This window comes from Pseudomonas sp. C27(2019) (assembly GCF_008807395.1).
Classification (GTDB): Bacteria; Pseudomonadota; Gammaproteobacteria; order Pseudomonadales; family Pseudomonadaceae; genus Denitrificimonas.
The window spans coordinates 2858297-2871885 of record NZ_CP043320.1 but is presented as its reverse complement, the minus strand read 5'-3'; the positions used below and the strand labels follow the sequence as shown (position 1 = coordinate 2871885).

Genomic DNA, 13589 nt, shown 5'->3' with positions numbered 1-13589 from the left:
CGCTTTGATGGTGCACTTTACTATGTTCCGCTTACGCATTTTGTTCGATAATTTCACCCTGATTTTAATTGCCGTGGTGCTCGCGGCGACTTTCATCCCTGCGCATGGCGTGGGTGCCACTATTTTTCAGTGGCTGACCAATTTTGCCATTGCTTTGTTATTTTTTTTGCATGGCGCCAAGCTCTCGCGCCACGCCATTATTGCCGGCGTGATGCATTGGCGTTTACATCTATTGGTATTTGCCTGCACCTTTATTTTATTTCCGGTTTTGATGCTGTCATTACAGCCGCTGATCCGCCCTGTGTTAGGCGATGAGTTGTGGATTGGCATGCTGTATCTAGCAGCTTTACCTGGCACAGTGCAGTCGGCGATTGCTTTCACTTCGATTGCACGAGGTAATATTCCAGCAGCAGTGTGTGCGGCCTCTGCTTCGAGTTTGGTGGGGATTTTAGTCACGCCGCTGCTGGTTAAAATGATGCTGGATGCTGATTCTGGTACCACTGGTATGTTGGAAGCGGTGATTAGGATCAGTCTGCAGTTATTGCTGCCTTTTTTAGTCGGTCATTTTATGCGGCCTTGGATTGGCAGTTGGATAGATCGCAATGCGCGCTGGCTAAAAAATGTTGATCAAAGCTCGATTTTATTGGTGGTGTATACCGCCTTTAGTGCAGCGGTGATTGGCGGACTGTGGGGTGCGGTACCGCCGTCGTCTTTGATTATGCTGAGTGTGGTGTGTTGTGTGATCTTAGCCATAGTGTTGTTTTCTACGACGTGGCTGGCGCGGCGCTTTAAGTTTAATAAAGAAGATGAAATTACTATTGTTTTCTGTGGCTCGAAAAAGAGTATGGCCACGGGTATTCCGATGGCGTCGGTGTTGTTTGCCGGTGGTGCAGTGGGGCCTGCGATTTTGCCGTTGATGGTTTTTCATCAAATTCAGTTGATGGTGTGTGCGGTGATGGCGCAGCAGTATGCCAAGCGTTGTGTTGGTTGACGCTGCGCTGGGCTAAGTTTTTTTTCTTCCCTCAATGAGCCCATCCGAAGTACGACTTACGCGACAGTTATTTAATTTAAGATACAAAAAGTGGCAAACATTGTGCGTGTGGCGAACTGTGCTAAGCCTGTTCTTCCCTTAACGAGCCCATCCAGGGCTCGATGCGGGCGCTGCGCCATCCATGGCTTCGCTTGCCACAGACCCAGCACAGCACGCGTTGATCATTTGTGTTGTTGACTAGATTTGCGCAGGTCTTATTTTTATAGCTTGAGTATAAAACTTGCTGAAACAGACGAGCCTTATATCGAACATGCTGACAGCGCCGTTGATCAATGAGTACTTCGGGGTTGGTGTGATGAGCGAGCTAGGGATGGCGAGCGCCGGAGTTGAACCCAGGATGGGTTCATCGACGGATAAACACCTGCCCCGGAGTACGGCTTACGCAACAGTTATTTAATTTAAGATACAAAAAGTGGCAAACATTGTGCGTTTGGCGAACTGTGCTAAGCCTGTTCTTCCCTTAACGAGCCCATCCAGGGCTCGATGCGGGCGCTGCGCCATCCATGGCTTCGCTTGCCACAGACCCAGCACAGCACGCGTTGATCATTTGTGTTGTTGACTAGATTTGCGCAGGTCTTATTTTTATAGCTTGAGTATAAAACTTGCTGAAACAGACGAGCCTTATATCGAACATGCTGACAGCGCCGTTGATCAATGAGTACTTCGGGGTTGGTGTGATGAGCGAGCTAGGGATGGCGAGCGCCGGAGTTGAACCCTGGATGGGTTCATCGACGGATAAACACCTGCCCCGGAGTACGACTTACGCCACAGTCAGTTAGCTAAAGACGTAAAAATCCTCAGACATTATGCGTGTGCCGCAGTGTGCAAGTGCCGTTCTTCCCTCAACGAGCCATCCCGGCTCGATTCGGGCGCTGCGCCATCCATGGCTTCGCTTACCACGTCACCCGCACACTGCTCGTTAATCATCGGTAGGGTTTGCTAATCTTCTAAAAGCTCAGCCATGCAGAGATAAAACTCATACTTGCTGCTTAGAAATCCGACTTATAACTCGCAGTGCAAAAGTAACTGCAATGCCTCAAACCAAAATATAAAACTTGCTGAAACAGACGAGCCTTATATCGAACATGCTGACAGCGCCGTTGATTAACGAGTACTTCGGGGTTGGTGTGATGAGCGAGCCAGGGATGGTGAGCGCCGGAGTTGAACCCTGGATGGGTTCATCGACGGATAAACACCTGCCCCGGAGTACGACTGACGCGACAGCTAACCAGCCAATAGCAACAAAACAAAACAGCTACATCTGTACGGTTTGCGGTTTGCCGGTGCGTGCCAAGCAATACACCTCAACCCGTGCTGCGCCATGCTTAACTAATAACCCGCTAATAATTGAACAGGTGGTACCAGTGGTCAGAACATCATCCACCAAAACAACATGTTTATCTTTAACCTGTTCAGGCTGGGTTATTTGAAAGGCATTATGCAAATTATCGCGCCGTGCTTTAGCACTTAAACCTTGCTGACTGACCGTCTCGCGGGTGCGTAATACAAGCTGCTGTGGATTGGGCAGCTGCAATGCTTTAGCCAGCCAATCACAGACCATTTGCGCTTGGTTGTAGCCGCGCTGGCGCTGGCGGCGTTTGGCTAAAGGCACGGCCAAAATCAAGTCAGGGCGCTGGCCGCCTTCATCAAAGTAATAGCTTAAATGCTGAATTAACAGAGCGCTAAGAAGCTGCCCATACGGCCAGTTTTGTTGGTACTTAAAACGGCTGATTAAAGTATCCACCGGAAAAGCGAACTGCAGTGGCGTGATCACTTTGCTAAATAACGGTGGGTTATGCGTGCAATCAGCACAGAGCGCTTGTTGCTTGGGCAGCGGCAAAGCGCATTGTGAGCAATGCTCTCTAAGCCATGGCAACTCTGCTTCACAGTCTTCACAGAGGGCAAGTAGTCGATGACTGGTGCTGTCACACAGCAAACAGGGGTGTTGGCTTTTTAACCACTGGTAAACCTTTTTAAAGTGACTCGGTTGACAGCGCATGGCGTCTCCTTGATCATTCTGGCAATGCATCCTGCATGCCTAAAGTTTAGCAGCCCGCCGCTTAATCGCTGATAAAAAAGTTAACGGCCAATAAAAAGGAAAACCCATGACCGCCCACCTTGATGCTGTGACTCGCCACGACTGGACACTTACCGAAGTGAGCGCTTTATTGCAGCAGCCTTTTAACGATTTGATCTTTCAAGCGCAAACAGTGCACCGCCAGCATTTCAATGCCAATCGTGTGCAAGTCTCGACCTTGTTGTCGATTAAAACCGGCGCCTGCCCTGAAGACTGTAAATATTGTCCGCAATCTGGGCACTACAACACCGGTCTGGATAAAGAAAAGCTGATGGCAGTGCAGAAGGTTTTAGAAGAAGCCCAGCGCGCTAAAGAAATTGGTTCTACACGTTTTTGCATGGGTGCAGCCTGGAAGCATCCTTCCGCTAAAGATCTGCCTTATGTGTTAGAAATGGTTAAAGGCGTGAAAGCCATGGGCATGGAAACCTGCATGACCTTGGGTAAGCTGGATGAAGCGCAAACTCAAGCCTTAGCCGATGCCGGTTTGGATTATTACAACCACAATCTGGATACCTCGCCTGAGTTCTACGGCAACATTATTACCACGCGCACCTATGCTGAGCGTTTGCAAACCCTCAGTTATGTACGTGATGCAGGGATGAAGATTTGCTCCGGCGGTATTTTGGGCATGGGTGAGTCCATTGCGGATCGTGCTGGCCTGTTGATCCAGTTAGCCAATTTGCCAGAGCACCCGGAAAGTGTGCCGATCAATATGCTGGTAAAAGTTGAAGGCACACCGTTGGCCAATGCTGAGGATGTTGATCCTTTTGACTTTATCCGCATGCTGGCGGTCGCGCGGATTATGATGCCGCAGTCGCATGTGCGTTTATCTGCCGGTCGTGAACAAATGAACGAGCAGATGCAGGCGCTGGCTTTTTTAGCGGGTGCTAATTCAATTTTCTACGGTGAAAAACTGCTGACCACTGCCAATCCACAGGCGGATAAAGACATGCAGCTGTTTGCCCGCCTCGGCATCAAACCGGAAGCCCGTGAAGAATATGCCGATGAAGTGCATCAAGCGGCGATTGAGCACGCCATTATTGAGCAGCGCGATGCCTCATTGTTTTACGACGCGGCGAGCCACTAGATCAGCGATCAATCGAGCACGTCTTTAGTGCGTGCTCGAATTAAAAACTGCGCACTTTTTAACCCTTAGTTTGGATTGCCATGAGCTTCGATCTTGCTGCACGTTTGGCTGCACGCCAAGCCGATAACCTTTACCGTCAACGCCCGCTACTGCAAAGCCCACAAGGGCCGCTGGTGCAGGTGGACGGCAAAACCCATTTGGCTTTTTCCTCCAATGATTATCTGGGTTTAGCCAATCATCCTGAGGTGGTGGACGCCTTGCAGCAAGGCGCAGCGCATTGGGGTGTCGGTGGTGGGGCTTCGCATTTAGTGATTGGCCATAGTGAGCCGCATCATCAGCTGGAGCAGGCATTAGCTGAGTTTACTGGGCGTGAGCGGGCGCTATTAATCAGCAGTGGTTATATGGCCAATTTAGCGGTGATTACCGCATTGGTCGGCAAAGGCGATACGGTGCTGCATGATCGCCTCAACCATGCCTCTTTGCTGGATGCTGGCTTGTTATCTGGCGCGCGTTTTAGCCGTTATTTACATAATGATTTAGACAGTCTGAGCCAACGCTTTAAGCGGGCGCAAGGTAATACGCTGCTGGTCACCGATGGCGTATTTAGCATGGACGGTGATCTAGCGCGTTTGCCTGATTTGGCCGAGCAGGCCAAAGCTCACGATGCCTGGTTGATGGTGGATGATGCCCATGGCTTTGGTGTGCTGGGCAACAACGGCGGCGGTTTGCTTGAACATTACGGTTTGAGCACGGCAGATGTACCGGTATTGGTCGGTACCTTGGGTAAATCCTTTGGCACGGCTGGCGCTTTTGTTGCAGGCAGTGAGGAATTGATTGAAACCCTGATCCAATTTGCTCGCCCCTATATTTACACCACCAGTTCGCCGCCAGCAGTGGCCTGCGCGACGCTGGCCAGCTTAAAATTATTGCAAACAGAGCACTGGCGGCGGGCGCATTTACAGCAACTTATTCAGCAATTTCGCCAAGGCGCGAAGGCGTTAGGCCTGAATCTAATGGACAGCCCGACGCCGATTCAGCCGATTATTATTGGCGATAGTGGCCATGCTATGGCGATTTCCGCGCAGTTGCGTGAGCAAGGGATTTTAGTCGGTGCGATTCGCCCACCTACAGTGCCAGTCGGTAGCGCGCGCTTGCGTATCACCTTAACTGCCGCGCATAGTAGCGAGCAGGTGCAGCAATTACTTGAAGGCTTGGCCGCGTGCCAGCTGGAGGTCAGTGATGAGTAAACACCTTGTTTTGCTACCGGGTTGGGGCTGGGGTGTGGTGCCGCTGCAGATTTTAGCTGAACAGCTGGACGCCGCATTACCGCACTTAACCGTACAGATGCAGCCGTTGCCGGATATGACCGGTAAAAATGCTCAAGCCGTGCTTCAACAACTGGATCAACAATTGCCCAGTGATTGCTGGCTGATGGGTTGGTCGCTGGGCGGCATGTTGGCCACTGCGTTAGCCGCGCACAGACAATCGGCCTGTGCTGGCGTCATCAGCTATGCCAGTAATGCCAGTTTTGTTGCCCAAGAGCACTGGCCGCAAGCCATGCCGGTTGCGACCTTTACTGAGTTTCGCGAGTTGTGCCAGGGTGATTTACCTGCTGCTTTAAAACGTTTTGCACTGCTGTGCAGCCAAGGTGCGACCGAGCCGCGCGCGTTATCACGGCAATTATTGGCTACCGCTGTGCTCGGTGATGCAGCCAGCGCTGTAGCCGGGTTGGATGTTTTGGCTGAACTGGATAACCGTGCGGCTATCAGTGTGTTTGCAGGCCCGCAGTTGCATCTATTGGCGCAGGATGATGCCTTAGTCCCGTCAGCCGCGGCCAACAGCGTGCGTGAGTTAAATCCACAGGCCAGTGTTGAGGTTATGGGCCAGGGCCATGCCGGTCTTATTGCTGAACCACAACGGCTGGCGCAACATATCGCCTCTTTTATTTTAAGTGGTCAGTATGCTTGAGCGTCATGCTCAGCCGAGCGCTAAACAGCAGGTTGCCGCCGCCTTTTCACGGGCAGCGCACACCTATGACAGCGTCGCTGACTTTCAGCGAGCGGTGGGTACACGTTTATTAAGTTTGTTACCTGAGTCAGCAAGCAGCACCTTGGCGACCCAGCGGCACGTACAGCAATGGCTGGATATTGGCTGCGGTACGGGATATTTCTGCGAGCATTTACAGCAGCGTTGGCCTTATGCACAGGGGTTGGGATTGGATCTGGCCGCCGGTATGTTGCAGGTTGCCCGCGCGCGTTGCCCCTCGCTCAGTTACATCTGCGCCGATGCTGAGCATTTACCACTACAAGACAATAGCCAAGACGTGATTTTCAGTAGCCTCGCCCTGCAATGGTGTGAGGATTTCTCGCACGTCTTAAGTGAAGTGCAGCGTGTACTTAAACCGGGCGGTGTTTTGCTGTTTAGCAGTGTGGCCGATGGTTCGTTGGCGGAGTTGCGCAGCAGCTGGCAAGCGGTAGATAAGGCTGCGCATGTCAATACCTTTAGGCCCATGAGCCTGTATCAAGACTTAACGGCCGCCAGTGGTTTACAAGTACTGGATCTGCATTGCCATACGCATATTTATCATTACGCCAAGCTGCGTGAGCTGACTCATGAGTTGAAACATTTAGGCGCGGATCATCTGCAAGCAGGGCGCGCGCAAGGTTTGGTCGGGCGTCAGGGTTTGCAGCGTTTATTGGATGCCTACGAAGACTACCGCCAGCCGCAAGGCCTGCCAGCTACTTGGCAGGTTGTCTATGGCGTGCTGGCTAAAGGAAATGAGCAATGATGCAAGCGTTTTTTATCACAGGTACTGACACCGATGCCGGTAAAACCAGTATTGCCGCAGGCTTACTCTGTGCGGCTAAACAGCAGCAGCGCAGCACCTTAGCAATGAAACCCGTCGCCTCCGGTTGCGAGATGACAGCCCAGGGTTTACGCAACAGCGATGCGTTGGCCTTGATCGCACAAAGCACGGTGCAACTGCCGTACAGCCAAGTTAATCCTTATGCCTTTGCTCCAGCCATTGCCCCACATATTGCCGCGCAGGAAGCAGGGGTTGAGTTATCTGTGGCTGACTTATATCGGGCGGCGCAGGTGGTTTTGCAACAACAGGCAGACTTTACCTTGATCGAAGGCGCTGGTGGCTGGCGCGTACCCATCTCGGCAACTGAGTTTCTCTCGGACTTTGCCATTGCTCTGCAGCTGCCGGTGATCTTAGTGGTGGGGGTGAAACTGGGCTGTATTAATCATGCGCTATTGACTGCGCAAGCCATCCTCAATGACGGGCTGGAGCTGGCCGGCTGGGTAGCGAATGTGATCGACCCCAACTGCGCGCGCTTAGCGGAAAACCTAGCAACTTTGCAGCAGTTGATGCCTGCACCCTGCTTGGCCGAAGTGCCGTATTTGCCAGTTGCTAGCGCTGAACATATTGCTGAGCATGTGCAGCAGGCTTGTCAGTATGTAGTCAAACAGTGACAAAGACATGCCTAATCCTGCATAAAATATACTTTATCGTAAAGTTAGACAGCTTAGGTGCAGCTGCAGTCTTGATATAAAGCTGCGTGTGCATATACTCAGTCCTGCTAAAAAACAACATTATTATTCAGGGAGTTATAGGATGTTGAAGAAAACACTATTGGCTGCTGTGGTATTGGGTCTTGCCACAACTGCGGTTCAGGCGAATGATGTCACTGGTTATCTGAGTGGTAGCTTAGGTCAGTCAGATCATGATCGTTTTGGCAGTAATACTGATCTGGCATATAAAATTGCTGTAGGTTTACAAGCCAACCCGTATGTTGCTTTAGAAGCGCAATACATTGATCTTGGTGATGCTACAGATAAAGGCTTTGTCAGTTCCATGGCTGCAAAAGCAACCTCTGAAACAAAAGGCTTAGGTGCAAATTTAGTCGGTACTCTGCCATTAGACGACTTTAAGCTTTTTGCTAAAGTTGGATATCACAGGTTGGAAACAAAATCTAAGCTGACTGTTGGTTCAGAGGCTGGCAGCCGTAAAGCGCATGACTGGGTTCCTTCGTTTGGGGTTGGTGCATCCTATGCATTCACGCCTGCCATTGAAGTTGTTGCTGAATATGAGCGTTATAAAGACGCAGGGGATCGCAAAGTACATACTCAAAATCATGTTGCCAACTTCAAACATGACATCGACCTCGCATCAGTGGGCCTACGCTACAACTTCTAAGTTATTCCACACAGCTGGCATTGCACTGATGCCAGCTGTGTTGCAGTTTTAAGGCTGCACCACCAAGTTATTGAATAGTAAATCTTCCACTAGCGTTTCCCCTTCTTCTTGATTAAGCACTTGTTGCACTTGCAGCAATGCAGCTTGGCGCACGGCTTCTTTGCCATCATGCTCATTCATATCTGCATCGGATTGCTGGGCAAACAGCTGAATCAGTTGGTCGCGAATTAAGGGCTCGTGGTATTGCACTCTGTCCACGTTTTCAGTTTTAACCCGTAAGGCGATATCAGCTTTGTAGTATTTGAGTTTACTGCCTGCGCCGTAGTTACCAACGATAGCCGGGACTAAGCTGACATAGGATGTGGGTGATGCAGGTTCTGCGGGCGCGGATGCTGCTTGCGCATTGGCTGTCCAGCTCAGTGACAAAGCCAGTAATATAATTGATAAATATCTCACGGTGATTGCTCCAATGCTTAAAAATAACCCATGTTCGATGCCCATGGCGGCTGTTAGCAGAATATAGGTATTGGGCCGATTGTGCAGTTTAAGTTATTTTTGTGCTGCTGTGTTTTCCGTGAATCTGCAGTTGAGTTGTATAAATTGTTTAAAACAACCCTTAAGACATAATGAATTATCACTCAAATGCATACAGATTGATCTCTGTAGCGAGCGCCTTACACTCAAGAAAATAATAAATAGAGGTGCCTTATGAAAGCCGTATTATGTAAAACCTTTGGTCCAGCAGATACGTTGGTTGTTGAAGAAATTAGTAGCCCTGAGATTAAGAAAAACGAAGTATTTCTCGATGTGCATGCCGCCGGGATTAACTTTCCAGACACCTTAATTATTGAAGGTAAATACCAATTTAAGCCGCCTTTTCCCTTTTCGCCAGGCGGTGAAGCAGCGGGTGTGATCAGTGCTGTGGGTGAGAAGGTGAGTCATCTAAAGGTTGGCGACCGCGTTATGGCGTTAACCGGCTGGGGCAGCTGCGCTGAGCAAGTGGCAGTCCCTGCTTATAATATTTTACCTATGCCAGAAGCAATGGATTTCAGCACTGCGGCAGCCTTTAGCATGACCTATGGCACTGCGATGCATGCCTTAAAACAACGCGGCACGTTGCAGGCCGGTGAGACGTTGCTGGTACTCGGCGCTTCTGGTGGTGTGGGATTAGCAGCGATTGAGATTGGTAAAGCCATGGGCGCACGGGTGATTGCTGCCGCCAGTAGCGCAGACAAGCTTGAAGTGGCACGCCAAGCGGGCGCAGATGAGTTGGTTAACTATCAAACCGACGATGTACGCGAGCGCTTGAAAACCCTAACCAAGGGCCAAGGCGTGGATGTGGTTATTGATCCGGTGGGTGGCGATTTATTCGAAACAGTGTTTCGCTCCATTGCTTGGAACGGGCGCATGCTGGTGATTGGTTTTGCCAGCGGTACCATTCCTTCGCTACCAGCGAATTTACCCTTACTTAAAGGTGCAGCGATGATTGGCGTGTTCTGGGGCGCGTTTGCTCAGCGTCAGCCGCACGATAATGTTGAGAACTTTCAGCAGCTGTTTGCTTGGTATGCGCAAGGCAAACTCAAGCCCTTGGTCTCGCAAACCTTTGCTTTAGAAGATACTGCGCAAGCAATTAATACGCTGGCTGCACGAAAAGCGGTTGGAAAGCTGGTGATTAAAATACGTTAGGGGCGCGTCTAGCTGGCCAGATGCAGTAGCGTTAAGCACTGCTGCTGGCGCTGTTTGTCAGCATGATGAGCACCGTATGCCATTCCAGCGACAGCCTATAAGCTGGTACAGTCAGTTGAGCGATTGTTGGAAAGAGGAGTGCATCGATTGATTACAAGCAAAGAAGAGCTTGATGCGGTACGTCTGCAGTGCAAGGCAATGGTTAAAAAGCGTGCTTTAGCGTCAGGTAGTATGGCATTGCTGCCTGTGCCCGGCGTTGATATTGCCGCAGACGTGGGTTTGCTTTTAGAGTTATTGCCGGCCATTAATCGTGAGTTTGGTTTAACCCCTGAGCAAATTGAACGTCTTGATCCGCAGTTCAAAAGTTTTTTATATGGGGTGATTAAAACCACAGGTACGCGCATTGCTGGCCAGCTGGTGACTAAGCAAGTGGTGCTGTCGCTGTTGCAGAAAGTGGGTGTACGACTGACGGCCAAACAAGCGCTGAAGTTTATTCCTTTCGCAGGGCAGGCCGCCGCCGCGACTTTAAGTGCTAGCGCGATGCTGCTGCTTGGTCATGCGCATATTGAAGAGTGCTACGCCATTGCCAATAAAGGCCTGGAGTTTAAAGCGTTACCGCAGACCAGCGAATAGACGCTGTGCAGGCTAGCTGGCCTCGGTAGCGCTGCATAACACGCGAGGTCAGGTGCAGCGAGGATATTGATGTTTAGCCCAAGATTTTTTGGGGTGCTGCGTGCTCTACCACATGCTCAGCAAGTTTAAGGCCGGTCTCTGAGAAGGTTTTGTGGATAAAATCTACGCCTGCCGCACGAATGCTATCAGCGTGCTCAGGGTGTAAGCAGTGGCTAACAATAAGCCCCTTAAAGCCGCTTTCACGTAGCTTTTGTGCAGCTAAGGTTTTCACTTCCAAATCATTAGCGGCTAAGACCACATACTTTAAATGCGGTGCGCGTAAGCGCTTCCAGAATACAGAATCTTCAGCATCAGCAAATAAGCTATGGATATTTCCTTGCGCCTGCTCTTCTACTTTAATAAGGTCAGAATCAATCCCTAGCACCGAGTAGCCTTTGTCACTGAGCATTGTATAAGCGGCGAGACCTGTACGCCCCATACCCACAATAAGAACTTCATCATCAATATAAAGCGGCTGTTCATCCGGATGAAAACCTTTGCGTTCGAGCAAAATAAGATACCTACTCAGCTTTTCATATAAGGTGTGGGCAAAACGGTTGAGCGGTGCAGAGACCACAAAGGAGAAAGCCACGGTCAGAGCCAGCGGCACAATCCATTCAGGGATGGCAATGCTGGCGACAATGAGGCCGAACTCACTGTAGTTGGTCAGGCTTAAGCTGGTTAAAAATGCACTGCGCGCTCTGAGTTTAAACAGCACCATCAAGCCGAAAAATAGCACGCCTTTCAGCGGTAAAACGATGGCCATAGCCAGCGCAAAAATAACCGCATTTTGATCAGGTAAGCCACCGATACCAATTTGTAAAAAGAAACCGACCAAAAAGATTTCTTTGATACTCCAGAGCGCTTTGGACAGTTCGCTGGAGCGCGGGTGGTTGGCCAGTAATGCACCAAAGGCTAAAGCGCCAAGCTCTGAGCTGAGTCCGACTTGCTCAAAACCAAACCCCCGACAACCAGCGCCAGCAGTAAGCCAAGTAAGACTAGAAGCTCTTCGTGGCCACTGTAATCCACTAAGCGATAAATCAAAGGTCGCAAGAGTGGCATACCAAACACCACCAGCGCCCACATTGATGGTGTTTGTCCGCTGGCGACACTCATCACACCTAAGGCGATTAAGTCTTGAATGACTAAAATGCCAATCGCAACGCGGCCGTGGAATGCACGCAGTTCACGCTTGCCTTCTAAAACTTTAGCGGCCAATACGGTACTGGAAAATGATAAGGCGATGGCCAACATAATCGCGGTGTACCAGCTGATGTCTAGAAATAAGAAAAAAGCTGGGGCAAAGATCAAGGTGCTGATAAAAAATGCAGCAGTCCGCCGCCCATAACCTCTGGGCGTACTAGACTTTTAACTTTGAGCTTTAAGCCAACAGTAAACAGCAGTAGCAGAACACCGAGGTGGGCAATATGCTGTAGAGCTGAGGTGCTATCTACAGTTAAATCTAAAAAGTCTGCGCAGGCCGCAATCGAAAAGCCTGCTGCAAGGTAGCCAATGAGTGGCGGCAGGCCGATCAGTCGCATGCCAATTCCTAAACTAAAGGCAAAGACAATCCATACGGCTTCAATCACGACGATTCCTTGGCTGCTGGTGTTTAACTATATATTTTAGCAAACAATTGGGCAGGACTATGAAGTATTTATAGTTGCGGTGTGTTTGTGCAGTTGTGGTTGCTTATGCATATACAAGGTTAATCTTTTAAGGCTGATAATATTGTATTGCGTGTTGGCGAGTGTCGCCCATAAATGAGCGACCTACTGCGTTGCAATGCCGGTCGGCATTTTAGGGCCGACATTGGTATGGGTATGGTTGGTTTTGTCGCTTATAAATGGGCGATAGTGGTGCAATGTAGATGGTCAAGCAATTGCTGTGCTGCGTTTTTACCACTGTGCCAAGCGCTGTACACGTCGCCACTGCCACACCAATCACCGGCAACATAAAGTCCGCGCTGTTGCTCGTATAATGCTGTCGTGGGTTGCTTTAGCGCACCTAGTGCGTAACGCCAGCGGTGTGCGAATGCGCTGTCATGCAGAGGCAGTGGGCTGTCTAACAAATCAGAAAAAGCACTTCTGAGGGCATCGATTACATCATCATGCTGGTTTTCAAGGTGCTTGCTGCTCCAATCTGCCCTGGCGCGTAGCATCCATGTTTGCATGGGATGCTCGGCAGATAAAGGCGTAACAGTAATGTCGGCAATGGCCTGGTTGCTTGGGCACTTTATGTTCGTATTATGGGTTAGAGGTTGCTTAAAACCGAGGGCAACCATCCAAACCGGTTGTACCTTGACTGAATCAGCCTGGTGCGCCAGCTCAGGTGCGCAACTGTTAAGTAAAGCGCTGGCTTGCGGTGCAGGTATTGCAATAATCAGCTGCTGAAAAGGGCCGTGCGCGCGATCATTTTGCTCATGCAGTAACCAGCCTCGGCTGTCGTGACTTAGTCTTTGAATATGGCAGGAAAAGTCAGTGTTAAGGTCACCCAGTAGCTGGCGAGTTAAGGCGCTCATATAAGGCACGCCGGTCCAGTACGTTTGTCCTGCGCTATGATGCTGCTGTACCCAGCCTACTTGCTGCCATGCATGTAGCTCTTCAAGAAACAGTGGATCATCACTGCTGAATGCTTGTGTGCCTAAATTAATACGCCCCATCTCGCTGCGTTTACTGGCTAAGCGGCCGCCGCTGCCTCGGCTTTTTTCAAACACTTGCACGCTGTGTCCCGCTGCTTTTAGGGTGCGAGCAGCAGTGATTCCGGCTATGCCGGCACCAATAATGGCAATGTTAGAAGAGGGCATAGGATGTCC

At 50.3% G+C, this 13589-nt stretch carries 12 protein-coding genes and 1 pseudogene; 9 read left to right on the top strand and 4 right to left on the bottom strand.

Features of this window, described 5'->3' with window-relative positions; translation table 11 throughout:
- The first annotated feature begins 22 nt into the window (after positions 1 to 22).
- The gene (locus tag FXF61_RS13210; protein ID WP_151185691.1) at positions 23 to 991 is read left to right on the top strand and encodes a bile acid:sodium symporter family protein; all 969 of its coding nucleotides are present in this window, start codon (positions 23 to 25) and stop codon (positions 989 to 991) included.
- 1315 nt (positions 992 to 2306) lie between these two features.
- Here FXF61_RS13210 and FXF61_RS13205 read toward each other — a convergent pair.
- The gene (locus tag FXF61_RS13205; protein ID WP_151185690.1) at positions 2307 to 3050 is read right to left on the bottom strand and encodes a ComF family protein; all 744 of its coding nucleotides are present in this window, start codon (positions 3048 to 3050) and stop codon (positions 2307 to 2309) included.
- A gap of 106 nt (positions 3051 to 3156) precedes the next feature.
- Here FXF61_RS13205 and bioB point away from each other — a divergent pair, with 106 nt between their 5' ends.
- The 6 genes from bioB (at position 3157) to FXF61_RS13175 (ending at position 8416) form a co-directional block, all read left to right on the top strand.
- Positions 3157 to 4215 carry a biotin synthase BioB gene (gene bioB, locus FXF61_RS13200; protein ID WP_151185689.1) on the top strand — a complete coding sequence of 353 codons (1059 nt, stop codon included), beginning with the start codon at positions 3157 to 3159 and terminating at the stop codon, positions 4213 to 4215.
- Between the two features lie 80 nt (positions 4216 to 4295).
- On the top strand, positions 4296 to 5462 hold the full coding sequence (bioF, locus tag FXF61_RS13195) for an 8-amino-7-oxononanoate synthase (RefSeq protein WP_151185688.1): 1167 nt from the start codon (positions 4296 to 4298) through the stop codon (positions 5460 to 5462).
- Positions 5455 to 6183, top strand: a complete 729-nt coding sequence (locus FXF61_RS13190; RefSeq protein WP_151185687.1) for an alpha/beta fold hydrolase — start codon at positions 5455 to 5457, stop codon at positions 6181 to 6183. The genes bioF and FXF61_RS13190 overlap by 8 nt, the downstream gene beginning before the upstream one ends.
- Positions 6176 to 7003 carry a malonyl-ACP O-methyltransferase BioC gene (bioC, locus tag FXF61_RS13185; RefSeq protein WP_151185686.1) on the top strand — a complete coding sequence of 276 codons (828 nt, stop codon included), beginning with the start codon at positions 6176 to 6178 and terminating at the stop codon, positions 7001 to 7003. The genes FXF61_RS13190 and bioC overlap by 8 nt, the downstream gene beginning before the upstream one ends.
- On the top strand, positions 7000 to 7692 hold the full coding sequence (bioD, locus tag FXF61_RS13180) for a dethiobiotin synthase (RefSeq protein WP_151185685.1): 693 nt from the start codon (positions 7000 to 7002) through the stop codon (positions 7690 to 7692). The genes bioC and bioD overlap by 4 nt, the downstream gene beginning before the upstream one ends.
- Before the next feature lie 88 nt (positions 7693 to 7780).
- A complete protein-coding gene (locus FXF61_RS13175; protein ID WP_151185684.1) occupies positions 7781 to 8416 on the top strand; it encodes an outer membrane beta-barrel protein in 636 nt (211 codons plus the stop codon).
- A 48-nt stretch (positions 8417 to 8464) separates the two neighbouring features.
- Here the strand turns inward: FXF61_RS13175 and FXF61_RS13170 are convergent, their stop codons facing one another.
- On the bottom strand, positions 8465 to 8872 hold the full coding sequence (locus tag FXF61_RS13170; RefSeq protein WP_256663435.1) for a flagellar basal body-associated FliL family protein: 408 nt from the start codon (positions 8870 to 8872) through the stop codon (positions 8465 to 8467).
- A 252-nt stretch (positions 8873 to 9124) separates the two neighbouring features.
- Between FXF61_RS13170 and FXF61_RS13165 the strand changes: the two genes are divergently transcribed.
- On the top strand, positions 9125 to 10102 hold the full coding sequence (locus FXF61_RS13165) for an NADPH:quinone oxidoreductase family protein (RefSeq protein WP_151185682.1): 978 nt from the start codon (positions 9125 to 9127) through the stop codon (positions 10100 to 10102).
- 147 nt (positions 10103 to 10249) lie between these two features.
- Positions 10250 to 10735: a hypothetical protein gene (locus tag FXF61_RS13160; protein ID WP_151185681.1), complete on the top strand. Its 486-nt coding sequence runs from the start codon at positions 10250 to 10252 to the stop codon at positions 10733 to 10735.
- Positions 10736 to 10808: 73 nt separating this feature from the next.
- Here FXF61_RS13160 and FXF61_RS13155 read toward each other — a convergent pair.
- Both FXF61_RS13155 and FXF61_RS13150 read right to left on the bottom strand, forming a co-directional pair.
- Positions 10809 to 12363 (bottom strand): annotated as a pseudogene (locus FXF61_RS13155) (cation:proton antiporter).
- Between the two features lie 251 nt (positions 12364 to 12614).
- The gene (locus FXF61_RS13150; RefSeq protein ID WP_178087314.1) at positions 12615 to 13580 is read right to left on the bottom strand and encodes an NAD(P)/FAD-dependent oxidoreductase; all 966 of its coding nucleotides are present in this window, start codon (positions 13578 to 13580) and stop codon (positions 12615 to 12617) included.
- Positions 13581 to 13589 lie beyond the last annotated feature (9 nt).